The sequence below is a fragment of the Flavobacterium soyae genome (assembly GCF_021245985.1).
Classification (GTDB): Bacteria; Bacteroidota; Bacteroidia; order Flavobacteriales; family Flavobacteriaceae; genus Flavobacterium; species Flavobacterium soyae.
In genome coordinates this window covers 14,248-38,954 of the sequence record NZ_JAJQXA010000019.1, presented here as the reverse complement: position 1 = coordinate 38,954, position 24,707 = coordinate 14,248, and the positions used below count along the sequence as shown (strand labels likewise).

General features: G+C 34.6%; 19 protein-coding genes. 10 read left to right on the top strand and 9 right to left on the bottom strand.

Annotation, left to right across the window (positions count from 1 at the left end; all coding sequences use genetic code 11):
* The first annotated feature begins 37 nt into the window (after positions 1 to 37).
* Positions 38 to 1,558: a sensor histidine kinase gene (locus LUU93_RS18675; protein WP_232682673.1), complete on the top strand. Its 1,521-nt coding sequence runs from the start codon at positions 38 to 40 to the stop codon at positions 1,556 to 1,558.
* Positions 1,559 to 1,615: 57 nt separating this feature from the next.
* On the opposite strand, the gene rny is transcribed toward LUU93_RS18675, so the two are convergent.
* The 3 genes from rny to LUU93_RS18660 form a co-directional block, all read right to left on the bottom strand.
* Positions 1,616 to 3,175: a ribonuclease Y gene (gene rny / locus LUU93_RS18670; protein ID WP_232682672.1), complete on the bottom strand. Its 1,560-nt coding sequence runs from the start codon at positions 3,173 to 3,175 to the stop codon at positions 1,616 to 1,618.
* A 208-nt stretch (positions 3,176 to 3,383) separates the two neighbouring features.
* On the bottom strand, positions 3,384 to 3,677 hold the full coding sequence (locus LUU93_RS18665) for a cell division protein ZapA (protein ID WP_057124075.1): 294 nt from the start codon (positions 3,675 to 3,677) through the stop codon (positions 3,384 to 3,386).
* Between the two features lie 5 nt (positions 3,678 to 3,682).
* Positions 3,683 to 3,973 (bottom strand): coiled-coil domain-containing protein, encoded by a 291-nt coding sequence (locus LUU93_RS18660; RefSeq protein WP_232682671.1) that lies wholly within the window; start codon positions 3,971 to 3,973, stop codon positions 3,683 to 3,685.
* 179 nt (positions 3,974 to 4,152) lie between these two features.
* Here LUU93_RS18660 and LUU93_RS18655 point away from each other — a divergent pair, with 179 nt between their 5' ends.
* From LUU93_RS18655 to LUU93_RS18645, 3 genes are all read left to right on the top strand, one after another.
* On the top strand, positions 4,153 to 5,835 hold the full coding sequence (locus LUU93_RS18655) for a M23 family metallopeptidase (RefSeq protein ID WP_232682670.1): 1,683 nt from the start codon (positions 4,153 to 4,155) through the stop codon (positions 5,833 to 5,835).
* A gap of 11 nt (positions 5,836 to 5,846) precedes the next feature.
* Positions 5,847 to 8,318 carry a TonB-dependent receptor gene (locus tag LUU93_RS18650; RefSeq protein ID WP_232682669.1) on the top strand — a complete coding sequence of 824 codons (2,472 nt, stop codon included), beginning with the start codon at positions 5,847 to 5,849 and terminating at the stop codon, positions 8,316 to 8,318.
* An 84-nt stretch (positions 8,319 to 8,402) separates the two neighbouring features.
* Positions 8,403 to 9,122 carry a hypothetical protein gene (locus tag LUU93_RS18645; protein ID WP_232682668.1) on the top strand — a complete coding sequence of 240 codons (720 nt, stop codon included), beginning with the start codon at positions 8,403 to 8,405 and terminating at the stop codon, positions 9,120 to 9,122.
* Between the two features lie 168 nt (positions 9,123 to 9,290).
* On the opposite strand, the gene LUU93_RS18640 is transcribed toward LUU93_RS18645, so the two are convergent.
* From LUU93_RS18640 to LUU93_RS18620, 5 genes are all read right to left on the bottom strand, one after another.
* Positions 9,291 to 9,992, bottom strand: a complete 702-nt coding sequence (locus tag LUU93_RS18640) for a DUF2971 domain-containing protein (protein WP_232682667.1) — start codon at positions 9,990 to 9,992, stop codon at positions 9,291 to 9,293.
* 333 nt (positions 9,993 to 10,325) lie between these two features.
* Complete coding sequence (locus LUU93_RS18635) at positions 10,326 to 12,155, bottom strand: ABC transporter ATP-binding protein (RefSeq protein ID WP_232682666.1); 1,830 nt, start codon at positions 12,153 to 12,155, stop codon at positions 10,326 to 10,328.
* A 282-nt stretch (positions 12,156 to 12,437) separates the two neighbouring features.
* Positions 12,438 to 14,165 carry a phospho-sugar mutase gene (locus LUU93_RS18630; RefSeq protein WP_232682665.1) on the bottom strand — a complete coding sequence of 576 codons (1,728 nt, stop codon included), beginning with the start codon at positions 14,163 to 14,165 and terminating at the stop codon, positions 12,438 to 12,440.
* A 181-nt stretch (positions 14,166 to 14,346) separates the two neighbouring features.
* A complete protein-coding gene (locus tag LUU93_RS18625; protein WP_232682664.1) occupies positions 14,347 to 15,294 on the bottom strand; it encodes a glycosyltransferase family 2 protein in 948 nt (315 codons plus the stop codon).
* Between the two features lie 9 nt (positions 15,295 to 15,303).
* Positions 15,304 to 15,834 carry a DUF4199 domain-containing protein gene (locus tag LUU93_RS18620; RefSeq protein WP_232682663.1) on the bottom strand — a complete coding sequence of 177 codons (531 nt, stop codon included), beginning with the start codon at positions 15,832 to 15,834 and terminating at the stop codon, positions 15,304 to 15,306.
* Between the two features lie 249 nt (positions 15,835 to 16,083).
* On the opposite strand from LUU93_RS18620, the gene LUU93_RS18615 reads away from it, so the two are divergent.
* The 6 genes from LUU93_RS18615 to LUU93_RS18590 all read left to right on the top strand — a co-directional run bounded on the left by LUU93_RS18615 (position 16,084) and on the right by LUU93_RS18590 (position 24,372).
* Positions 16,084 to 16,338, top strand: coding sequence for a type B 50S ribosomal protein L31 (locus LUU93_RS18615; protein ID WP_011921626.1), 255 nt, complete (start codon positions 16,084 to 16,086; stop codon positions 16,336 to 16,338).
* A gap of 530 nt (positions 16,339 to 16,868) precedes the next feature.
* Entirely contained in the window at positions 16,869 to 18,044 is a 1,176-nt protein-coding gene (locus LUU93_RS18610) for a GlmU family protein (RefSeq protein ID WP_232682662.1), read from the top strand.
* A gap of 652 nt (positions 18,045 to 18,696) precedes the next feature.
* On the top strand, positions 18,697 to 20,331 hold the full coding sequence (locus LUU93_RS18605; protein WP_232682661.1) for an ABC-F family ATP-binding cassette domain-containing protein: 1,635 nt from the start codon (positions 18,697 to 18,699) through the stop codon (positions 20,329 to 20,331).
* A gap of 205 nt (positions 20,332 to 20,536) precedes the next feature.
* Positions 20,537 to 21,712, top strand: coding sequence for a hypothetical protein (locus LUU93_RS18600; RefSeq protein WP_232682660.1), 1,176 nt, complete (start codon positions 20,537 to 20,539; stop codon positions 21,710 to 21,712).
* A 111-nt stretch (positions 21,713 to 21,823) separates the two neighbouring features.
* Positions 21,824 to 22,921: a porin gene (locus tag LUU93_RS18595; protein WP_232682659.1), complete on the top strand. Its 1,098-nt coding sequence runs from the start codon at positions 21,824 to 21,826 to the stop codon at positions 22,919 to 22,921.
* Between the two features lie 20 nt (positions 22,922 to 22,941).
* On the top strand, positions 22,942 to 24,372 hold the full coding sequence (locus LUU93_RS18590) for an anion permease (RefSeq protein ID WP_232682658.1): 1,431 nt from the start codon (positions 22,942 to 22,944) through the stop codon (positions 24,370 to 24,372).
* Here LUU93_RS18590 and LUU93_RS18585 read toward each other — a convergent pair.
* Entirely contained in the window at positions 24,369 to 24,680 is a 312-nt protein-coding gene (locus LUU93_RS18585; protein WP_232682657.1) for a GNAT family N-acetyltransferase, read from the bottom strand. The genes LUU93_RS18590 and LUU93_RS18585 overlap by 4 nt on opposite strands.
* Between the last annotated feature and the right edge of the window lie 27 nt (positions 24,681 to 24,707).

Below are 24,707 nucleotides of genomic sequence, written 5' to 3'. Positions count from 1 at the left end.
AGATCCAATAAGATATTATTTACTTAAATAGCAGCATATGGTTTTTGATTTGTATAGTAATGAAGATTGCCTGGAAGTAAATAATTTTTACAAAAAATTATTTGCCGAAATGCCAGATTTGCTTTTTCAATTTGTTATAGATAGTAATAATCATTATACTTTTCCCCTAGTCAGCAAATCAGTTGATGAAATTTTCGAACTTTCGTTTAATGAATTTACCGATGATGTTAAGCATATTATTTACGAGCGAATTTTTGAACAGGATAGAGAAATATTTTTTCAGTCTTTAGTAAAAGCGCGTAAAGAAGTTCGGCCTTGGGGATTAGAGTTTAGATCGGTTTTACCCAAAAAAGGACTGCGCTGGTTTCGGGTTTCTGCAAAAACAGAATTATCTCCAGATGGAAAAGTTAGCTTTTTTGGACATGTTTCTGATATTACCGACTTAAAAGACAAAGAAGAAAAACTCCGCATCTCCGAAGAACGTTTCCAGTTTGCTCTTGATGCATCAACCGTAGGGATTTGGGATTGGGATATGGTAACAAATAATGTTTTTTATTCTTCACTTTCATTAAAAATATTAGAATTAGAGTCGGCAGATATTTTTGATGACCCGGAACGCTGGGATAAAATTGTGCATCCTGATGATCTGCCAAAATATTACTCAGATATTAAAGAACATTTTGATAATAAGATTCCGTATTATGAAAATTACCATCGTGTAATGACTTCAAGCGGCAATTATAAATGGATTCTGGACAGGGGTAAAGTAATAAAACGTGATGAAAACGGTAAACCATTACGTGTTATAGGAACTCACACAGATATCTCTCTTCAAAAAGAGAAGGAGCTGGAGCTGCTCAAAACAATGAAATTATACAGTGACCAAAATAGCAGACTACTTAATTTTTCGCATATTGTTTCACACAATTTAAATACGCAGGCAGGAAATATAAAGTCGATTTTAGACTTTATTGATGCCGATGGAGATAAAGGAGCTGTTACCGAAATGCTGGAACACCTTAGAACAGTTTCAAATGATTTAAATGAGACGATTTCTAATTTAACGCAGATTGTAAAAACACAGAGTAATATTAATATTGCAGTTGAGCCTTTGAAACTTCACGAATATATTGAGAAAACCGTTTCGACTATAAAAGGTTATGATAAACAGAAAAAAGTTACAATCATAAATAACGTTCCGCAATATTTAACGATCAATTTTAATCCGGCTTATCTCGAAAGTGTTTTGTTAAATTTTACAACAAATGCTATAAAATATGCGCATCCGGATAGAGATCCGATTATTGTATTTGATTTTGGAATCGAACCGGAAGGGTATAAATCTTTAAAAATTACAGATAACGGTTTAGGAATCGATTTAAAAGTCTACGGTGAATTACTATTCGGGATGTATAAAACGTTTCATAAACACGATGATGCCCGCGGAATTGGTTTGTATATTACCAGAAATCAAATAGAGGCGATGAAAGGAACGGTTTCTGTAGAAAGTGAAGTTGGAGTAGGAACGAGCTTTAAAATCGTTTTTAATGATCTTTAAATAATTAATAAGGCTGTCATTTGACAGCCTTATTAATTTTATATAACAGAAAGAGAATTATTTAGCAATGTTAACTGCTCTTGTTTCTCTAATTACAGTAACTTTTACCTGACCCGGATAAGTCATTTCTGTTTGGATTTTTTGTGAAATCTCAAAAGATAGATTTGCAGCATTATCATCAGAAACTTTTTCGCTTTCTACAATAACACGCAGTTCTCTACCAGCCTGAATTGCATAAGCATTTTTTACACCGCTAAATCCGTAAGCAACATCTTCAAGATCTTTTAAACGTTGAATGTATGAATCCAGAACCTGACGTCTAGCGCCTGGTCTAGCACCTGAAATAGCATCACAAACCTGAACGATTGGCGATAATAATGATTTCATTTCGATCTCGTCGTGGTGCGCTCCAATGGCGTTGCAGACTTCTTCTTTTTCGCCGTATTTCTCAGCCCACTGCATACCTAATAATGCGTGTGGTAAATCACTTTCTGTATCTGGGACTTTACCAATATCGTGAAGTAAACCAGCTCTTTTTGCCAGTTTTACATTTAAGCCTAATTCAGCTGCCATGATACCGCAAAGTTTAGAAACTTCTCTTGAGTGTTGTAATAAGTTTTGTCCGTAAGAAGAACGGTATTTCATTCTACCCACAACTTTAATTAATTCCGGGTGTAAACCGTGAATTCCCAAGTCGATTACAGTACGTTTTCCAACTTCGATAATTTCATCATCGATTTGTTTAGCAGTTTTAGCAACAACCTCTTCAATTCTTGCAGGGTGAATACGTCCGTCAGTAACTAATTTGTGTAAAGACAAACGGGCAATTTCTCTACGAACCGGGTCAAAACAAGAAAGGATAATAGCTTCCGGTGTATCATCAACAATGATTTCAACTCCCGTTGCAGCTTCAAGAGCTCTAATGTTACGACCTTCACGGCCAATAATGCGGCCTTTTACATCGTCAGATTCAATGTTGAAAACAGAAACGCAGTTTTCAACAGCTTCTTCCGTTCCAACTCTTTGAATGGTATTGATAATGATTTTTTTAGCTTCTTGCTGTGCCGTAAGTTTAGCCTCTTCAATAGTTTCCTGAATGTGAGACATGGCTTTGCTTTTAGCTTCGGCTTTTAAGCCTTCAACTAATTGCTCTTTTGCTTCTTCTGCAGAAAGTCCAGAAATTACTTCAAGCTGTTGTAATTGACTTTTGTGTAATTTGTCAACTTCAGCTTGTTTTTTGTCTAAAATTTCAATTTTGTTATTGTATTCTTCTGTTTTAGCTTCAAAATCGTCATTTACTTTTTTAGCCTTAGAAAGCTCATTAGAAACCTGAGATTCTTTATCACGCACGCGTTTTTCTACTTCGGCAACTTTTTTATCGCGTGCCAGAATAACTTGTTCGTGTTCAGATTTTAATTCGATAAAACGTTCCTTTGCCTGAAGTATTTTATCTTTTTTTATGTTTTCGGCTTCTAAATTAGCATCTTTTAAAATAGAAGCTGCTTCTTTTTTAGCATTTTTAATGAGGTTTGAAATATTACTTTTCTCGATAATTTTAGCTATTGCAAAACCTGCCGCAATACCTACAATACCAATAATGATCGTTATGATGTCCATGTTTGTTAGGGTTTATATATAAAAAAAGCCTACATTAATTGCTTGTATAAACTCGTAAAGACAAGTTTTGAGCTAACTCACTGTTCAAGTTTCCCGGTCAAAGCTGGGCATACTATAGTAGCGACGATTTGCTCATTCTAAATTGTTAGTGTTGAGTTTACCAATTGTGAACTAATGTAGGCAGTATCTTAGTTTATGTAAAGAACGTTTAATTTTCGAGATATTGATCTAAAAGCAAATTTAATCTTTTAATTCTTTCGATAGTTTCTTCGCCATCGATTGCGTTGTCAATTTGTTTTTGTTCCACCTGCGATGCAAACTGCAGTGCGCACATGGCTAGTACATCTTGTTTGTCGCGAACTGCGTAACTTTCTTCGAATTGCTTGATCATAGCATCAATTTTTTTTGAGGCGCTTCTAAGGCCTTCTTCCTGAGCCGGTTCAACCGTTAATGGGTAAACGCGGTCGGCAATTGATATTTTAATTCTAAGCTTTCCGTCCATGTTTTCTAATCTGATAGTTGTGCTATACAGTAATCAATTTCGCGAATTAATGAATTTATTTTAAGCTTTGTCTCTCTCTTGTTATTGTCGCTGCCGAGCAACGAATTGGCTATCTTAAGTGTTTCATATTGCTTTTTCAAAGCTTCCATTTCTTCAGATTGTTTCTGGATAATTTGCACGGCTTTGTCTAATTCTAATCGTAAATCCTGATTGTTTTTCTCCAGGCTTTTTGATTTTTCAAAAAGCTTCTCGACTTTATATTCAAGAGTATCAATTATTTCGGCAATTACACTCATTATAAATCCTTTTCATTACTTAATCATACAAAGTTAGTATTCCTTTTTATTAATGCAATTTTTTCTCGATTTTTTTGCATTAAAAATAGACAAATAAATGAATTTCAATCAATTGTGTTTTTGTGAGTTTTTCTTCGGTTTTTACCTGTTAATTTTTTACCTTAGCAAAAATGTTACTCATGAAATTTTTAATACTTGCCTTTTTATTTAGCCCTTTTCTATTCGCCCAGACACAATATCCTAAAGATTATTTTCGACCGCCTCTTGATATTCCAATGCAGCTTTCGGGGAATTTTGGTGAGTTAAGACCCAATCATTTTCATGCAGGTTTTGACTTAAAAACGAATCAAAAAGAAGGATTAAATGTGTATGCGATTGCTGACGGTTATGTGTCAAGGATTAAAATTTCGACCTTTGGAAACGGAAAATGTATCTACATCACGCATCCAAACGGGTATACTTCTGTATACGGACATTTGCAGACAACAGTTGGGCCAATTCAGGATTATGTAAAAAAGACGCACTACAAAGAAAAGGCTTATGAAATTGAAATGCTCCTGAAACCAGATGAGCTTCCGGTTACAAAAGGACAGTTAATTGCGCTTTCCGGAAATACAGGATCTTCAGAAGGACCGCATCTTCATTTTGAAATTCGTGATACCAAAACGGAGTTTGTAATCAATCCGATATTCTTTGGCTTTGACCAAAATATTAAAGACACTAAGAAGCCAACATTATCGAGTTTGTATGTGTATCCATTGTATAATGCAACGGTTAACCAGTCCAAACAGCCATTGCTTGTAAACATGACGCTTCAAAAAGATGGAACTTATTTGGCAGCAAAAGTAAAAACAAACGGAAAAATTGGTTTTGGAATTAATGCCTCAGATACTGATGATGTTTCTTTTAATAAAAATGGGGTTTTTAATGTTTCAACATTTTTAAACGGAAACCAGAATTATAATTATCAATTCAATACCTATTCGTTTGATGAAATGCGTTACATTAACGCTTTTATCGATTATCCGCGATATAAAAAGACAAGCCAGCGCGTGCAGAAACTTTTTATGAAAACGCCTTTTGCATTAAGTATTATTAAAACAGATTCGCTGAGAGGGATAATTTCGGCTGTGCCAAATCTGACTTCCAATTATAGAATTGAAGTTTCGGATTATTTCGGAAATTCAAATTCGATTACAGTGCCAATTGAATATGATTTGGAAACGCCGCTTGTTCCGTCAGAACCTGTAACTTCAAAATATTTTGTTCGTTACAATAAAGATTCCAATTTTGAGAAAGATAATATGTCTGTTTTCTTTCCTGCCGGAACTTTTTACGATGACTTCAATTTGAATTTTGATGTAAAAAACAACAAAATTTATATTCATGATGATACTGTTCCGGTACATTCTAATTTTACAATTACGATAAAAGATACCGTTTACCCGGAATCTTTGAAGGATAAACTCTACATCGGAAAAGGTACCAGTTATAACGGAACTACAAGAAAAGGGGATGTTTTTACCGCTAAAGCAAAAATATTGGGAACGTATGGTTTAGTTCTCGATACCATTGCTCCGGTTATAAAAATCGCAAAACCTGTTGAAGGAAAATGGATCAGTGATCAGAAAAAAATTGAGTTTACAATTAGTGATTCTCTATCTGGAATAAAATCGTATAACGGTTATTTAAACGGAAGCTGGGTTTTATTTGAATATGAAAATAAAAATAGAAAAATTACTCATATTTTTGACGATCAATATTTGACAGAAGGAGAAAACTTTTTAAAAATTGAAGTAGTTGATAATGTAGGAAATTCTACTATCTTTGAAACTCATTTTTTTAGAAGTCAACAAAAATAAACCCCAAATCATTGAACAAAAACAGGTTAATATTCGCTTTACTTTTCTTGTGTTTTAGTTTTACTTGTATTTCATTTGCTCAAAACGCTCATGTAAAAGGTATTATTTTAGATAATGAAAATCATCCTGTTTCGAATGTCAATATAACTTCGGGTAAAAATAATACACAGTCAGATGCGAATGGTTTTTTTGAAATTGATGTAATTTCTAATAAAAAGGCCTCGATTATTTTTACACATATTTCGTTAAAAATGATCAGCCTTACGGTTACTTTAAAACCGGATGAAGTTTTTGTTTTTAATCCTGTAATGAATAATTCGCAGGAGCAAATGGGAGAAGTTTTTGTTTCTTCCCGAAATAAAAAACGGGTTCAGGGAATCACGACTATAGAAACTGCCACTATAAAAAAGATTCCGGGAGCAAATGCCGGTATCGAAAATATTCTAAAAACACTTCCCGGCGTAAATTCAAATAATGAACTAAGCACACAATATGCCGTTCGGGGCGGAAATTATGACGAAAATTTAGTGTATGTAAACGAAGTCGAAGTTTATCGCCCGTTTTTAATTCGTTCTGGCCAGCAGGAAGGATTGAGTTTTACCAACACAGATTTAGTTCAAAACGTTGATTTCTCAGCTGGAGGATTTCAGGCAAAATTTGGAGATAAATTATCATCTGTTTTAGATATTACCTATAGAAAACCAACTCAGTTTGGAGCTTCACTCGAAGCAAGTTTTTTAGGAGGAAGCGCTTCTGTAGATTTAGTTTCTAAAAATAAAAAATGGTCGACCGTAACCGGAGTTCGTTATCGAAATAACAGTTTATTAGTAAACAGCCAGGATACACAGACGAATTATACACCAACTTTTGCGGATATTCAAACCAGTATAAATTATGATATTTCTGAAAAATGGCAGGTTAGCTTTTTAGGAAATATTTCGGAGAATAAATATTTGTATCAGCCATTAACCCGCGAAACTAAATTTGGAACCATTGATCAGCCAATGGCTTTGGCGGTTTATTATGAAGGTCAGGAAAAAGATCAATATGATACTTATTTCGGGGCTTTTAAAACAACTTACAAAGTTTCGCCTTCTCTGACTTTAAAGTTTATCGGTTCCTTATTTCATACGACAGAAAAAGAACATTTTGATATTTTAGCACAATACCGTTTAGGAAATGTTGATGCTGAGAACCCAACAGACGCATCGACAATTGATTTTACACGCGGAATTGGTTCGCAGTTAAATCACGCCCGAAATGATTTAGATGCTTTAATCGCAAATGCTGAAATTAAAGGTTTTAAAGACTGGAAAGAAAGCCAGTTAGAATTTGGATTAAAATATACCAGAGAATCAATCCGGGACAGAATTGTAGAGTGGGAGATGATCGATTCAGCAGGGTTTTCTATAAATCCGCCGTTGGTTATCCTGCCAAAAAATAATCAGCCTTATTCGCCTTATACAGGCCCGCTTTTGCCTTATCAGGATATTCGCGCTGCAAATTTTAATACAATCAATAGATTTTCGGGTTATGCACAATGGAACAAACAGTCTGAACTGGGTTCGAGCCAGATTTGGTATCATATTGGGGCTCGTTTTCAAAGTTGGAATGTTACTGGAGCTATACAAGAAGGAAAAAATCAGTTTGTGGTAAGTCCGCGTGCGCAGTTTGCCATAAAACCAGATTGGGATCGTGATATGGTTTTCAGGATTTCGGGAGGATTATATCATCAGCCGCCATTTTACAGAGAACTTCGTGATTTGGACGGAGTTGTAAATCCAAATGTAAAAGCGCAGGAAGCAGTTCATGTTGTATTAGGAAATGATTATAATTTTAAAATGTGGAATCGCCCTTTTAAATGGGTGACAGAGGTTTATTATAAATCCCTTTCGGATGTAAATGTCTATTCGATAGATAATGTTAGAATTCGATATGTGGCAAATAACAATGCTAAAGCCTATGCTCAAGGTCTTGATTTTAGATTAAACGGAGAATTTGTGCCGGGGACAGAATCGTGGGTGAGTTTTGGATATTTAAAAACAGAAGAAAATTACGAAAATAAAGGTTATATTGCTCGTCCGACAGATCAGCGTTTAAAATTTGCGATGTTGTTTCAGGATTATATGCCGAATATTCCAAGTGTAAAAGTTTATCTTAATGTAGTTTATAATACAGGTTTGCCAGGCGGCGCGCCAGCATATTCTGATCCGTATTTATATCAAAACAGATTAAACGATTATAGAAGGGCTGATATTGGTTTTGCTAAAGTTTTTGTAGACAGCAGTACGCAGGGTTCAAAAACAAGCTGGTTGAAAAACTTCAAAGAATTAGCGGTTGGACTGGAAATTTTCAATCTTTTCAATAATCAAAATGCGATTACAAATACCTGGGTCCGCGATGTGTATTCTAAAAATCAATATGCGATTCCAAATTATATGACTTCCAGAGTTTTTAATATAAAGCTTAATGCGAGATTGTAACTTCTGAATTTGTCCAGTAAAATTCAATAAAATCGAAAATTACAATCAAAAATAGTATATTTGATAATTGAATATAATTTGTCGATGAGAAAGTACTTTAAATATATAGCCTTAGCAATTGTTGGAACGTTAATTAGCTGTCGTGAAGAAGTTAAAAAACCAAAAGTAAGTTACGATGTGTCAAATAAAGTAAGTGTTACGAAAACAGATTCGACTCAGGTTGAAGTTGCTGATCTGCCTATTCAGATGGAAGGAACAGATTATTTAATTCATCCGATTGGGGATTTAAGGGTTTTTGAAAAAGGTTCAAAAGCACGTTATGGATCTTCAAGTGTAAACGATGTAAGTTTTACGATCTCTAACTTAGGCGAATATGAAATTACGGGATATTTACAAAACTTGAAATTTCAAAAAACAGATTCAGATTCGATTCATGCTTTATCAGATAAACCTGTTTTGATTTTAACAGCAACGTATTTAAAAACGGTTGCAGATAAAACTAAAAATAAAGTTATGGTATACACTTTAACAGATTCTGATACCAACAAAGATGGTAAAATTGATACCAGCGATATCAAAACTTTATATCTAAGTAATATCAGTGGAGAGAACTTTACAAAAGTCTCAGCAGATCTTCAGGAATTGGTAGACTGGAGTTTGATTGAATCTAAAAACCGTTTGTATTTTAGAACTATTGAAGATACGAACCAAAATGGTCAGTTCGATAAAAACGATGTACTGCATTACAATTATATCGACTTAGCTTTTAAAAAATGGGAAGTGAAGAGCTACAAGCCTATTTAAAGGGTTTAGCCACAGATTACACAGATTAAAAGGATTTTTTTTAATTCTGAAATATAAAAGAAAAGCATTTAAAAATTAAATCTTAATTTTTAAATGCTTTTCTTTTTAAACTAATAATCCTTTTAATCTGTGTAATCTGTGGCAAAAAAACTTAGAATCTTAGCATCTTTAGATCAATATATCGCTTTCCAAATCCGATTTTTCAATTTCAAAACCAAAATCTAAGCGTTCTACCAATTCGATTACCAGTTTTTTATACCAGTTTTCAGATTTTGGGTGAATGTATATTTTCTCAATCAATTGATTGATATCAACATTAATTTTTAATCCGTCGTTTAGTTTGATGTCACTTTTTGAAGTGTCGGTAAGAATACGTACTTCGCGTTCGTATTGAAAACTTTTTCTTTTGAATAAAAAAGGAAAGAATAAATCTTCAAACGGAATATATTCTTTTTTATAATCAATGTAATTTACTTCGCCAATATACTGATCAAAATTATTCTCAGGCTTTAAAGCTTTTTGCAGTCTTCCAATTGTAGACTGAATTGCTAAACCTTCGCTGTTTTGGGTAAAAATCTGCCACATTGCAAACGATTCGTATTCGTTAATATGCCAGCTGCTTACAGCAACCTGCTCGCGATGCGTTTTGTAATAATTTAAAAAGTCGGGATTGTCAACGGCAAGTTTTTTAATCTCTTCATAAGTCGGCTCACTAAAAGTACCTTCATATTGATCTTCAAACTTGTCAGATCGCGACATGAATAGTTTTTTAGAAAGCAGTAAATCAAGAAATTTAGATAGGTCAAGATATTTCCAGACAATAGTATTAGGATCGGCCGGCAGTTTTATGTTGGGGTTGTTAAGATACATTTTCCATAAGAATTAAATGATTTTAACCCGTTGGGTGTAATTATTTTTAACACATAGAAACATAGAATTATTGAACATAAGAAAGGCGTTTCACTTGTATTAACAACACATAGCTATGTGTGAGAAACAAGTTTCTTTTTGATTTACTTTTTTCAAAAACATAAGATCTATGTCTCTATGTGTTTAATTATTATTTTTTATGTATTACGCCCAACGGTTTGATTTTAATCTTTACTACCTAAAGTTATAAAATAAAACACAGATTAAAGAAATTAAACTGAGTTTTAATATTTCCTTAATCTGTGTAGATTGTTTGGTTATTATGTATAAGTCTTAAGATTCGAAAGACTGCATTGTAACCAGTTTATTGTAAGTTCCGTTGTGTGCAATTAATTGATCGTGAGTTCCCTGTTCAACGATTTTTCCTTTTTGCATTACTACAATAACATCTGCTTTTTGAATAGTCGAAAGTCGGTGTGCAATTACAATCGAAGTCCTGTTCTGCATCATGTTTTCAAGTGCAACCTGAACAAATTTTTCGCTTTCAGTATCTAATGCTGATGTTGCCTCATCCAGGATCATAATCGGCGGATTTTTCAATACCGCTCTAGCAATAGATAAACGTTGTTTTTGCCCGCCTGAAAGTTTGTTTCCGCTGTCTCCAATGTTTGTATAAATTCCTAAAGGTAAATCTTTAACAAACTCATACGCATTGGCAATTTTAAGTGCATCGATAATTTCATCATCTGCAGCGTCTAATTTTCCTAATGCAATATTTGCTTTGATAGTATCATTAAATAAAATACTGTCCTGAGTAACTAATCCCATTAAACTGCGAAGCGAATGCAGGTTCATATCTTTAATATTGATGTTGTCAATAGAAATTGAACCTTCGCTTACATCATAAAAGCGGGTTAATAAATTCGCAATGGTGCTTTTCCCACTTCCTGATTGACCAACAAGAGCAACAGTTTGTCCTTTTTTAATTTGAAGAGAAAAATCTTTTAAAACATTTTCATTTTCATATTTAAAGTTGATATGCTGAATGCTTATATCGCTATCAAAAGTTGTTTTTTCTATCGCATCAACTTTGCTTGTAATAGGGTTATCCTGATCTAAAATTTCCAAAACACGTTCTGCTGCGGCATTTCCTCTTTTTACACCGTATGAAGCTTTAGAAATTGCCTTTGCAGGAGTTAAAATATTATAAGCTAATCCCATGTAAGCAATAAAAGCAGCACCATCTAAAGTTTTATCAATTAAAACCATTTGACCTCCGTACCAAAGTAAAACGGCAATTACCGTAATTCCCATAAATTCACTGGCTGGCGAAGCTAAGTTCTGACGGTTGCCAATACTGTTTGATAAATTAAAAAAACGTTCTGTAGAGTTTTGAAAAACATTATTGAAATAATTTTCAGAGTTATAACCCTTAACTACTTTTAATCCGCCAATAGTTTCTTCAATAGTAGATAAAAAAGTTCCTTGTTCCTGCTGTGCTTTTGTCGATTGTTTTTTAAGCTGTTTCCCTATTAATGAAATAATATAACCAGAAACCGGAATAAATATAAAGACAAACAAAGTTAATTTCGGGCTGATAATTAACATTGTAACAATGGTAAAAATAATAGTAAGAGGCTCTTTTACAATAAGCTCCAAGATGGCCAAAAAGGAAGTCTGAACCTCATTTACATCGGCAGAAATTCTGGAAATTACATCTCCCTTTCTTTTTTCAGAATAAAAAGCCAAAGGCAGTTCGAGCGTTTTTTTGTACATCGCATTTCGCATATCTCTTAAAACACCATTTCGTAAAAAAGTGATAAAAAACATAGCGGCATAATCGGCTAAGTTTTTTAATAAAAAGATCGAAATTATAATGGCTACCATAATGGATAAAACATACCCGGATTCGTGTGTGCCTTTTGTTGTTGTAATGTAGTAGCTTAAATAATCTTCGCCGTATTGCTGGATTTTCATAATTCCGTGAAATACCGGTTTTACTGTGTTTTGCTTTGTTTTATCAAATAAAACCTGAAGCATTGGTATTAAAGCTACAAACGAAAGTGTGCTGAAAAGTGCATACAAAACATTGAAAAAGATGTTTAAGAACGCATATTTTTTATATGGATATATAAAAGGAACTATTTTTTTGAAATTACTCATTTATTTTTGAATATTATTTTCTGCTATGGCAATGCTCTTTCGAGTTTTTAGCAATATTTTTTTTGTTATAACTACTAATTTGTTCTGGCGATTTTTTCACTGCACAAAATTAATCCAATTGGTTTGTTTTCAATTTTTTTTTAGTTTTTTTTATTAAAAAACTCCGATTTGCATTTGTTCTAAATGTAAACCAGAGTCCTAAAATATCAAAATTTAATCAGTTGAGCAGATATTCTCTGCTCAACTGTGATAGGTATTTTAAAGAGTTTATCACTCGTTTTTTTATTTCAATTGCATATCTGCAATGATATTCTGTATTTTTTTGTCTAAGAAACTTTCGGCGGCATCAAAATCTAAAACCGATTCTAATTCGGCATTTACGCTGATGTAGAATTTAATTTTAGGTTCGGTTCCACTAGGTCTTGCACAAATTTTAGATCCGTCTTCTGTGTAATAAATCAATACATTCGATTTCGGAATATCCATTTCAGATACTTCATTTGTCAATAAATTCAATGCTGTCGATGATTGATAATCTTCAACCATAATTACACGCTGACCGTTGATTTCTTTCAGAGGATTTTCACGTAAATCAATCATCATCTGATTAATTTCCTGTAAACCTTCCATTCCTTTTTTAGTCAGTGAAACTAAATATTCTTTGTAGAAACCATTTTCAACATAAAGTTGTAAAAGTTCTTTGTAAACAGAGCTTCCCGCAGCTTTTGCCTGAGCAGCAACTTCGCATATTAATAAGGTGGCAGCAACGGCATCTTTGTCTCTTACAGCATCGCCAACCATAAAACCAAAACTTTCTTCACCTCCGCCAATAAACTGAAGTTCAGGAAAATCTTTGATCATTTTAGCGATCCATTTAAATCCTGTTAATCCAACTTTGCATTCAACGCCATAGCTTGTAGCTAGTTCCATCATCATTGGAGTCGAAACAATAGTTGAGCCTACAAATTGTTTACCGTTAATTTTTCCGGCCTTTTTCCATTGTTTTAAAAGGAAAGAAGTCATTAAAATCATCGTTTGGTTTCCGTTAAGCAAAATCATTTTACCGTCGTTGTTTCTAACCGCAACACCTAAACGGTCACAGTCAGGATCTGTACCCACAACGATATCAGAATTTGTTTTGTCTGCCAGGGCCAAAGCCATTGTCAAGGCCTCAGGTTCTTCTGGGTTTGGAGATTTTACAGTTGGGAAATCTCCGTCTGGAACTGCCTGCTCCGGTACAATATGAACATTTTTATATCCAGCCTGAGATAAAGTATCAGGAATAGATTTTATAGAAGTTCCGTGCAGTGAAGTAAAAACAATATGCAGATTATCTTTGGCTTCAGCCGGAGTGTTAAAACCTGCGTTTTCGATAGACGATTTCACAAACGCTTTATCAATTTCAGTATCAATATATTGAATTAAACTTTCGTTTGCGCTGAACTTAATTTTATGGTACTCTAAGTTTTCAATTACGTTAATGATTTCAGCGTCTTGTGGAGGAACAATTTGTCCGCCATCCTGCCAGTACACTTTATATCCATTGTATTCTGGTGGGTTATGCGAAGCCGTAAGAACAATTCCGCATTGGCATCCCAAATATTTAAGTGCAAAAGACAATTCTGGAGTAGGTCTTAAATCTGAGAATAAGTAAACCTGAATTCCGTTTGCCGAAAAAACATCAGCAACCACTTTTGCCAAAGTATTACTGTTATGACGGCAGTCGTAAGCAATAACAACTTTTAAAGGCTGGTTTGGAAAAACCTCATGTAAATAATCAGATAAACCCTGAGTGTTTTTTCCAAGTGTATATTTGTTAATCCTGTTGTTTCCTACGCCCATAACGCCGCGCATACCGCCGGTTCCAAATTCAAGGTTTTTATAAAAACTTTCCTCAAGGTCCTTTGGTGAAGTAGTCATTAATTCTTTTACCGCTGCCTGCGTTTCCTGATCAAATGTTGGCGTCAGCCATTCGTTTACTGCGTTTAATATATTAGGTGCAATATTCATTTTAAATGTATTTTTAATGTTCTAAATTAAAGATAAGATTTTTCAGGAACCAATTATTTCGTCAGTTCACTTTCGCTCGTGTCCGCTGTCTGCTTTATTCCCGATTAATAAAAACTACGGCTAAAAAGCTTTGTTTTTTTAAATTGGGAGATGCCGTTCCCTTGATGGCTGGGGCTTTACGTTAAAAATTAACCTCTCGTGATATTTTATAACGTGCTTCGTTGCTTTTGGTACGCAGAATAATTTCGCCCAAAAAGCCGGCTAAAAATAACTGCGTTCCTATAATCATTGCTGTTATTGATAAATAAAAATGAGGTCTTTCTGTAATTAATCTGCTGGTTTTGTTAATAAATAACTTGTCGATTCCTAAATACAAGGCAAGTAAAAACCCAATTAAAAACATGATAGATCCCAATAAACCAAATAAGTGCATTGGTCTTTTTCCAAATCTTGATAAAAACCAAATTGTAATCAAATCCAGAAAACCGTTTATAAAACGATCCATTCCAAATTTAGTTTCGCCATATTTACGAGCCTGATGAATTACTACCTTTTCTCCAATTTTATTGAAACCGGCGTTTTTTGCCAAAACCGGAATATATCGGTGCATTTCGCCCGAAACTTCAATGTTTTTTACAACGGCATTTTTATAGGCTTTTAATCCGCAGTTAAAATCATTCAGCTCAACACCAGAAGTTTTTCTGGCAGCCCAGTTAAATAACTTTGAAGGTAGATTTTTTGCTACAACAGAGTCATAACGTTTCTTTTTCCAACCCGAAACCAAATCGAACCTCTCTTTGGTAATCATTTCGTATAATTCAGGAATTTCATCCGGGCTATCCTGCAGATCGGCATCCATAGTAATGATAACATCGCCTTTTGCTTTTGCGAAACCAGCATGCAGGGCCTGCGATTTTCCAAAATTCTTCATGAAACGAATCCCTTTTACATTTGGATTTTCGTTAGAAAAACTTTCAATAATATTCCAAGAATCATCCGTACTTCCATCATCTACAAAAATGATTTCATAAGAGTAATTGTTAGACTGCATCACTTTAATAATCCATGTGTAGAGTTCTTGAAGCGATTCCTCCTCGTTTAGAAGCGGTATAAGTATAGATAGATTCATTTATAAATTTTATTCTTGTGTAGATTTGCTTTTAAAAAACGCAGCGAAAATTAATCCGAAAATTGAACTTATTACAATAGCAAAAGCAGATCCTTTTAGCAATTCGATTGTCGAATAAGGATTGCTTACTTTCATTTTGGCAATTGCTTCGTTAATAGACGAAGCCGGAGCGCCAAATTTCTGCATCATGTTTACGGTATATTTTATCATTATTTCGCTCAAAGTATCTTTTGCGCCCGGATCAATAACGTTAAATAGAATGATATTAAAAGAAGTAGAAATCAAAATACCAATTACAGCTGCTATAAAATAAGTGGTAAAAGCTTCCTTAAAAGTAAAAACACCATTTAATGCTTTCTTGGTTTTAGAAAGTAGAATGATGCTGATAGTAACATTTATAGCTAAACCTATTAATCCCATCCACCAAGCTGTAAATAAGTTTAAATCAATAGCATATATAGTCGCAGTAAACAAAGCAGATGTAATTCCAATCATTACACCATAAGTAATACCATTTCTTTTTATAACTTCATTAATCATATTTCTATATGTTTTAAAATTAATCCACAAATATAGCAATTCCCAATATAATCAAGGAGAAAAAAAGCTTTTTGAATTTAACTAAAAAAAAGTACGCTAAGTATTTGTTTATTAAAAAAGAATTGTAAATTTGCACACTCAAAATTAATTAAAATTTTAAACAAAAAAGAGCATCGTTTGTTTATACCTTTTTCTAACCATGAAAAAGCTTCAAAATAAAAATGTTCTGAACAATAAATAAAAAGAAAGATGAAAAAAGGAATTCACCCAGAAAATTACAGATTAGTTGCATTTAAAGACATGTCAAATGATGACGTTTTTATCACTAAATCTACTGCAGATACAAAAGAAACAATTGAAGTTGACGGAGTTGAGTATCCAGTTGTAAAAATGGAGATTTCTAGAACATCTCACCCTTTTTATACTGGTAAATCTAAACTTATCGATACTGCAGGACGTATTGATAAATTCAAAACTAAATATGCAAAACACGCTAAGAAATAATAGCTGTTTAAAATTATATAAAGCCTTCCAATTTGGAGGGCTTTTTTTATGCTGTATTTTTAATAGCAACAGATTCACGAATTTTCTTTTTGTAAATTATTAATAAATAAAAAACCTGATTTTAAAATATTGCTGGTGGTTTAAACAACAGGGACGAAGGATAAGGATTGTGGAATATATTGCGTCCCGGCGGTTGAAACCGCTGGCTATGTTTTTCATATTGAATTGAGAAGATTTGGCTAAAGCCTTCACAATTTAACTAAGCTGTCAACATCTAAAGATGTTGGCTATTGATTATTTCCACAACATTATTTTTTTTCAATTGCCTTCAGATTTATCTGAAGGTTATAAAATCAAACCTAAAATAGGCTTTAGCCAAATAATCGCAATCTAAATCAAATAAAATTTAAGAGGATATAAAAAATCATGAATTTGCGGTTATGAGAAAAAACATATATTAATGAAACACATAAATATTTGTAACTTTGGCCTCGGTAACCAAACAAATTTTAACACATTAAATTAATTTTATGAATTACATTCTTTTTGACGGTCCCGTCCGGAATGCTCTATTACCTTTTACGTTTACCAGACCCGTGGCTGATATTTTAATCGGAATTATGACGATTCGCCAAAAATGGGAAACTCGTTTAGGTTCGACTATAACAACTATTACTGAGGATTACCTTTCTGCTAAATTTCCAATGGTAGAAATGGAAGAAAACGTAATGATAAATGCTGCGTATTTGCCAAATGATGCGCTTGCAGAATTAGTTTCTGACTTAAAAGCCAATCAGGCAATTTTTAAAGGAGAAGATGTAATTGCTTTTTTCACAACAGAAAACCAGGAAGAAGTTGATTTTGATACCTATGAAATTATTCAATATAACGGTGAATGTTTGACAATAGAGCATACTTGGGATATTTTCTCAAAAAATGACGCTGCTATTCGCGCTGACTTTGCTTACCTGACCGAAGACAGAAAATCACAGCCAATTCCTAAAAGTGTAAACACAATTGCGCCGGAAAATATTTTTATTGAAGAAGGGGCAAAATTAGAATTTGTAACCCTAAATGCATCAAACGGTCCTATATATATAGGTAAGAATACCGAGATCATGGAAGGAACCGTAATTCGTGGTCCTTTTGCGTTGTGCGAAAATGCACAGGTAAAACTAAATGCAAAAGTTTACGGAGCAACGACAGTTGGCCCGGGATCAAGAATAGGGGGAGAGGTTAAAAATTCTGTTCTGTTTGCTAATTCAAACAAAGGTCATGACGGGTTTCTTGGAGATTCAGTTTTAGGCGAATGGTGTAATATTGGGGCTGACAGTAATAACTCAAACCTGAAAAATAACTACGAAGAAGTAAAATTGTGGAGTTATGAAACAGAAGGTTTTGCTAAAACAGGACTTCAGTTTTGCGGCTTAATGATGGGTGACCACAGTAAATGCGGAATCAATACGATGTTTAATACAGGAACTGTAGTAGGCGTAAGTGCTAATATTTTCGGATCTGGTTTTCCCAGAAACTTTGTTCCGAGTTTTTCCTGGGGCGGCGCTGCAGGTTTTACTACGTATGTAACCAAAAAAGCTTTTGAAACGGCAAAGCTGGTAATGGGAAGACGTAATGTTGATTTTGATGAAATCGAGGCTTCAATATTAGAACATGTTTTTGAAGAAACTAAAAAATGGAGAAAAGATTAATTAGATAATTAGTCAATTTGATAATGAGATAATTTCAACCCGACAGGTCTTAAAAAAACCTGCCGGGTTTTATTTTTTACATAGTAACCAAACAAAAGCGAGCCCAACAATATGAAGAGCCAAAGGTTCTCATTTAAAGTTCCGAAGGAACGAATTATATTGTAGAGCTGGACTTCAGTCCAGTTTAATATGTAAAATAAAAAAAACGACAGGTTTTAAAAACCTGCCGAACTGAAATTATCTATGTTTCGTCAAATTCTATATTTCTGCTCTTAACTGGACTGAAGTCCAGCTCTACAATATAATTCGTTCCTTCGGAACTTACAAGAGCCTTCGGCTCTAGCTATATTGTAGGGACGGATTTTAATCCGGTCAAAAAAATAGAATAAAAACATTTTTTTGTTTTGCCACAGATTAAAAAGATTAAAAAAGATTTTTTCTCAAAAGTTTATTCTTGAAAAAATAATCAGTGAAAATCCTTTAATCTGTGGCAAAAAAGAAAATTTTCTAATAGCCGCATTCTCAAAATTATCTAATTAATAAATTGCTACATTTTCTAATTGCCTAATTATCTAATTAATCTATCTTTGCAGCACGAAAAAAACAGGTAGTCAATAAACGATTAACCGATAAAACAAATTCACAGAAGATAATGATTACAGTTAACGATATTTCGGTTCAGTTTGGCGGGACTACACTTTTTAGCGATGTCTCTTTTGCTATCAATGAAAATGATAAAATTGCCCTTATGGGTAAAAATGGTGCGGGAAAATCGACACTTTTAAAAATTATAGCAGGACAAAGCAAACCTTCTACCGGAAGTATTTCTACGCCAAAAGATGCCGTTGTAGCTTATCTGCCTCAGCATTTATTGACAAAAGACGGTTCGACTGTAATGGAAGAAGCATCTAAAGCCTTTGGTGAGATTTTTAAAATGAAAGCCGAAATTGACGAAATCAACGAGCAGTTAACCGTTCGTACCGATTACGAAAGTGACGAATATATGAAACTGATCGAAAGAGTTTCAGACTTAAGCGAGAAATATTATGCTATTGAAGAAGTAAATTACGAAGCCGAAGTTGAGAAAATTTTAGCTGGTTTAGGTTTCGAACGTGAAGATTTCACAAGACAAACTTCTGAATTTTCCGGAGGATGGAGAATGCGTATCGAACTGGCAAAAATCCTATTGCAAAAACCAGACTTGATTTTACTGGATGAGCCAACCAACCACATGGATATTGAAAGTATCCAATGGTTAGAAGAGTTTTTGGTAAATTCAGCAAAAGCGGTTGTGGTAATTTCGCACGACAGAGCGTTTGTAGATAATATTACAAACCGTACGATCGAAGTAACAATGGGAAGAATTTACGATTATAAAGCAAAATATTCTCATTACTTAGAACTAAGAAAAGACCGTCGTATTCACCAGCAGAAAGCATACGATGAACAGCAGAAAATGATTGCTGATAACAGAGCCTTTATCGATCGTTTTAAAGGAACGTTCTCAAAAACAGATGCCGTTCAGTCTCGTGTAAAAATGCTTGAAAAATTAGAGATTGTTCAGGTAGATGAAGTCGATACGTCGGCATTACGTTTAAAATTTCCGCCGGCAGCACGTTCTGGACAATACCCGGTTATTGTAAAAGAAATGGCAAAATCATACGGTGGCCATGTGGTTTTTAAAGATGCCAATATCGTAATTGAGCGCGGTCAGAAAGTAGCTTTTGTTGGAAAAAACGGAGAAGGAAAATCGACCATGATCAAAGCGATTATGAAAGAAATTGGCGTTGATTCAGGAAGTGTTGAAATTGGGCATAACGCACAAATTGGATATTTTGCACAAAACCAGGCCTCATTATTAGATGAAAACGCAACCATTTTTGAAACAATCGATGCCATTGCAGTTGGAGATATCCGTACACAGATAAAAAATATTTTAGGGGCATTTATGTTTCAGGGCGATGATATTACCAAAAAAGTAAAAGTACTTTCAGGAGGAGAAAAAACTCGTTTGGCAATGATTAAACTACTGTTAGAGCCAGTTAACCTGTTAATTCTCGATGAGCCTTCGAATCACTTAGATATGAAAACCAAAGACATTATAAAAGATGCTTTACGCGATTTCGACGGAACCCTAATCTTGGTTTCGCACGACCGTGATTTCCTTGACGGATTGGCAACTAAAGTATTTGAATTTGGAAACAAACGAGTAAAAGAACATTTTGAAGATGTTGCAGGTTTCCTTGCCCACAAAAAAATGGATTCTATGCGAGAAATAGAAAAATAAATAATTGAAAGATATCATTTTAAAAGCACAAGAAATTTTACTCTTGTGCTTTTTTGTTTTTTAGGTAAATAGAGAAAAGGGTTTGAGGAATTTTAGTAATTTATAGTATAAAACAGAAAGTGTATAAAGTTTTACAGCATTGTTAAACTTTGTAAGTTTTTTTATACCTTAGTGATATTATTTCCAAATTAACTAATTTATTAACATGAAGAAAAGAGCCTTATTTCTAGTTGTTATAGCGGCTGGTTTATTTAGTATTCCTTTATTTTCTCAAACAGATAATGAACCGGTTGCTTTAGGTCTTCCGGGAGATAATCTTAATCTGTATGCCGTATTGGATATTTTCCAAAAATCTAAAACCTTAGAAGATTTTGAAAAAACATTAAATGATCCGGATAGTAAGATTAATAATTTAGATTTAAATAATGACGGGCAGACCGATTATATTGAAATAGAGAGTCATAAAGAAGGAAATACCCATGTAATTGTGCTTCAGACTGCTGTAAATAATACAGAGACACAAGATATTGCGGTTATAGAAGTAGATAAAGATAAAAAGAATAATGTGCATATCCAGATTATTGGAGATAAAGATTTATATGGTAAAAATTATATTGTAGAACCTTCAGATACTGTTTCAGGAACACCAAATCCTGGTTATAAAGGAGATGCTGCTGTAATTGTAAATAATAATACAACCAATAATTACAATACGACAAGTTATGTAAGCGCCGGCGTGAGTACATGGCCGGTAGTGGTGTTTTTGTTTTCTCCTGTATATGTAGTCTACAGATCTCCTTGGTATTGGGGATATTATCCTCCGTACTGGCACCCTTGGCGTCCGGTTTATTACCATGACTATTGGGGGTATCACGGACATTATTATAATGACCGTTATTATAGAAGAACAACTGTTATAAGAAATCCCAGATATTATAATACTTATGCAAGCAGAAGAAATACATCAGTAGTCGTTAGGGATAATCGGGTTAACGGGCGTTATAATACTACCTACAATGGCAGAGATTATAAAAGACCGGCACCGGTTACATCACCAAGACCAGCCAGACCAGGAAACACAACTAAACCGGGAGTACGCCCTGCGAATCCCTCTACCAGACCCGGAGGTACAACCAGGCCCGTAACTCGTCCTGCAGATCCATCGACCAGGCCAGGTACAACAAAACCCGCTGTAAGGCCGGCACAACCTGTAACACGTCCGGTTACTCCAGCTAATCCGTCCACACGACCTGCTGTAAAACCGGCACAGCCAGCAGCAAGACCGGCAGCTCCGGCCAATCCGTCTACACGACAGGCGGCACCTAGACAAACACAATCGGCAGCGCCTAGACCTGCTAATGGTAATTCTGGAAGAAGATAGAAAGGCTAAAGATTTAAAATTGCTGTTAGTAACTTAATTTTTATTTCAGAGTTTATGATTAAATCTTTACACATAAAAATTGTTTTTATCTTTTTTATCTTTTCGCTTTTTATGAATGCACAAACTGCTAATACAGAACCGCCGCAGGCAGATTCTGAAAGTAGTATTAAGTATCCCCAGTTTCAATTTAAAGGGCTTTTTCAGGCAAGATACCTGGAAAGTTTTGGCGATAATGTAGACGTTATGGGGCTTCACCATTCTACGGGCGACGTAACCCAGAGTTCCTTCGATATTAAAAGAATGCGTGTGGGGCTAAACACAAAGTTAAGCGAAGCTGCAGAAGTTGTAATCTTAGTAAACCTTGCCGATTTTAAATCAGACACAAAAGGTAAAGTGCTCGAAAATGCCTATGCAAAATATACCTTCAATAAATACATTGCCGTTTTGGGAGGACAGTTTCGGCCGGCTTTTGGTATTGAAGAATTAGTTCCTGTAGATATTATAAAATCGTTTGATTTCTCTAATCAATATTATGAGTTTGGAAAAAATGGCTGGACCAGTTTTCAAATAGGGGCCTCTGCAGCCGGAAATTTTGATCTGGGCAAGATTCCTGTAAATTACTCTGTTTCGGTTTTAAACGGAAATGGAAAAAATCAGGAAAAAGACAATGATAACGGGAAACAATATTCATCAAGATTGGTTTTTGAATTATCAAAAAAGCATAAAATTAATCTGGGATTAAACGGTGGTATTGGTAAGTATGCCAAAGAAAAAGTGTATGCTTTGGGAGCTGATATTACCAGTGATTTTAGGCTTACAGATCGTTTTACATTTGATTTGCAGATAGAATACAAACAAGGAACAAACCACAATTTGTACTTTTCTCTGCCCGTTGATTCCAGAACAGATGATGTTGCTGATTATCAAATGCGCGGAATTTATTTCCTGCCCAATTTGAGATATCAAATCGATTATAAAAAATTAACCTCTTTAGAAGTTTCCTGTCGTTATGAAAGATTTGACCCTAGTTATAAAATCGATTCAAACTTAAGGCAGACTTATACCCCTATGATAAGTCTTGAATTTGGAAAAAACTACACAGGCCGTATAGAAATGGGGTTTGAGATAGACCGTTTTGATCGAAATATTCCAGATACAACAACCTATAATGACAATTTATTTATTATTCAGTTTCAGTGCAGGCTGTAGTTTAATTTAATTCCAAAACAATGAAAGAAGTAAAAATTCCTCAAATCCTGATTACGCTTGCAGTTGGAATTGCAATTTGGTTTATACCTGCGCCAGACGGCGTTGCGGCCGAAGCCTGGCATTTGTTTGCAATATTTGTCGCAACAATTTTAGGAATTATTCTAAAAGCCGCCCCAATGGGAACCATGTGTATGATTGCCATTGCCTTAACCGCTTTTACTCAGGTTTTAGCACCTGGCGATCCGGGAAAATCAATTACATTGGCATTAAAAGGATTTGGGGACAAAGTAATCTGGCTTATTGGAATTTCATTTTTTATAGCCCGCGGATTTATAAAAACTGGTTTAGGAAACAGAATTGCCTTTCTGTTCATTCGAATATTCGGAAAAAGTTCCCTTGGGTTAGCTTACGGTTTAGGTCTTGCCGATTTGGTTTTGGCACCAGCCGTACCAAGTAATACCGCTCGTGGCGGAGGAATTATTTATCCCATTATGAAATCAATGTCGATGAGTTTTGGTTCAATGCCGGAGCAGCCCGAAACACATCAAAAACTAGGTTCGTATTTAACATTAAACTGTTATAATATGAATTTAATAGCATCCTCAATGTTTCTTACCGGAACAGCGAGCAACCCAATGTGCCAGAAGTTTGCCCTTAATCTCGGAATAAAAATAACATGGATGTCGTGGGCAGCCGCGGCAATTGTACCGGGATTATGTGCCTTTTTTGTTATTCCGTTTGTGCTGTACAAAATTTATCCGCCGGAACTTAAAAAGACAGGAGATGCTCCGCAGATAGCTTCGCAAAAATTAAAAGAAATGGGTCCAGTCACGAGAAACGAATGGATGATGCTGCTAACTTTTTTTATTTTATTATTTCTCTGGATGACCGGCGATTTGTTTTCTATTGATGCCACTACAACCGCCTTTATTGGTTTGGTGATTTTACTACTCACTTCTGTTTTAACCTGGGATGATGTAAAAGCCGAAAAAGGGGCGTGGGATACCATTGTATGGTTTTCGGTATTAGTAATGATGGCAAGTTCCCTAAACGAATTAGGTTTCATTGGCTGGTTTAGTAATGTTATAAAAGCCGAAATTGGCGGACTAAGCTGGCAGATGGCTTTTCCTATCATTATATTGGTATACTTTTTCAGCCACTATCTTTTTGCAAGTGCAACCGCGCATGTAGCGGCAATGTATGCGGCACTTTTAGGTGTTGGGGTTTCGCTGGGAATTCCGGGATTGCTTCTCGCTTTTATGCTTGGTTTTGTGGGATCAATTTATGGAACATTAACGCATTACGGACATGGTCCGGCTCCCGTTTTCTTTGGGAGCGGATATGTCGATTTAAAAAGCTGGTGGGTCAAAGGTTTAATAACCGGACTTGTAATGCTTTTTATTTATATGGTAATTGGCGGATTATGGCTTTGGGTAATTGGCGATTTTTAAATCCTGATTCCCGGAGGCAGTAAATCTTTGTATTTTGGGTTTTTTTTGAAAAAAGCAGCAATTTTTGGGTGAATTGGTACAACCCTAAAATTTTTCTCGGTGCTTAATTCCATAATGTTTTTGAGCAGAGTGTCGATTACTGGCTGGTTTTCAAAGTTTTCGGGAGTGTTGATTTTAGTTAAAAAAATCTTTTTTTCCTGAAAAGAATATTCAACGCTTAATAATCCTTCAGGGACCACGGTTTCAAATTGTCTTGCAAAAGTATTGTCTTTGATTTCCATAGTTTCGGTAGGTTCCATATTTGTCATGTTTTGGGGTAGGTTAAAAAATAGTAG

Excerpts from the sequence above, each read along its gene's own strand:
- LUU93_RS18605 (WP_232682661.1), top strand. The coding sequence starts at position 18,697 with ATGATTACAGTTAACGATATTTCGGTTCAGTTTGGCGGGACTACACTT.
- LUU93_RS18600 (WP_232682660.1), top strand. The coding sequence starts at position 20,537 with ATGAAGAAAAGAGCCTTATTTCTAGTTGTTATAGCGGCTGGTTTATTT.
- LUU93_RS18625 (WP_232682664.1), bottom strand. The coding sequence starts at position 15,294 with ATGAATCTATCTATACTTATACCGCTTCTAAACGAGGAGGAATCGCTT.
- LUU93_RS18675 (WP_232682673.1), top strand. The coding sequence starts at position 38 with ATGGTTTTTGATTTGTATAGTAATGAAGATTGCCTGGAAGTAAATAAT.
- rny (WP_232682672.1), bottom strand. The coding sequence starts at position 3,175 with ATGGACATCATAACGATCATTATTGGTATTGTAGGTATTGCGGCAGGT.
- LUU93_RS18640 (WP_232682667.1), bottom strand. The coding sequence starts at position 9,992 with ATGTATCTTAACAACCCCAACATAAAACTGCCGGCCGATCCTAATACT.
- LUU93_RS18585 (WP_232682657.1), bottom strand. The coding sequence starts at position 24,680 with ATGACAAATATGGAACCTACCGAAACTATGGAAATCAAAGACAATACT.
- LUU93_RS18635 (WP_232682666.1), bottom strand. The coding sequence starts at position 12,155 with ATGAGTAATTTCAAAAAAATAGTTCCTTTTATATATCCATATAAAAAA.
- LUU93_RS18630 (WP_232682665.1), bottom strand. The coding sequence starts at position 14,165 with ATGAATATTGCACCTAATATATTAAACGCAGTAAACGAATGGCTGACG.
- LUU93_RS18660 (WP_232682671.1), bottom strand. The coding sequence starts at position 3,973 with ATGAGTGTAATTGCCGAAATAATTGATACTCTTGAATATAAAGTCGAG.
- LUU93_RS18590 (WP_232682658.1), top strand. The coding sequence starts at position 22,942 with ATGAAAGAAGTAAAAATTCCTCAAATCCTGATTACGCTTGCAGTTGGA.
- LUU93_RS18595 (WP_232682659.1), top strand. The coding sequence starts at position 21,824 with ATGAATGCACAAACTGCTAATACAGAACCGCCGCAGGCAGATTCTGAA.
- LUU93_RS18655 (WP_232682670.1), top strand. The coding sequence starts at position 4,153 with ATGAAATTTTTAATACTTGCCTTTTTATTTAGCCCTTTTCTATTCGCC.
- LUU93_RS18665 (WP_057124075.1), bottom strand. The coding sequence starts at position 3,677 with ATGGACGGAAAGCTTAGAATTAAAATATCAATTGCCGACCGCGTTTAC.
- LUU93_RS18615 (WP_011921626.1), top strand. The coding sequence starts at position 16,084 with ATGAAAAAAGGAATTCACCCAGAAAATTACAGATTAGTTGCATTTAAA.
- LUU93_RS18610 (WP_232682662.1), top strand. The coding sequence starts at position 16,869 with ATGAATTACATTCTTTTTGACGGTCCCGTCCGGAATGCTCTATTACCT.
- LUU93_RS18645 (WP_232682668.1), top strand. The coding sequence starts at position 8,403 with ATGAGAAAGTACTTTAAATATATAGCCTTAGCAATTGTTGGAACGTTA.
- LUU93_RS18620 (WP_232682663.1), bottom strand. The coding sequence starts at position 15,834 with ATGATTAATGAAGTTATAAAAAGAAATGGTATTACTTATGGTGTAATG.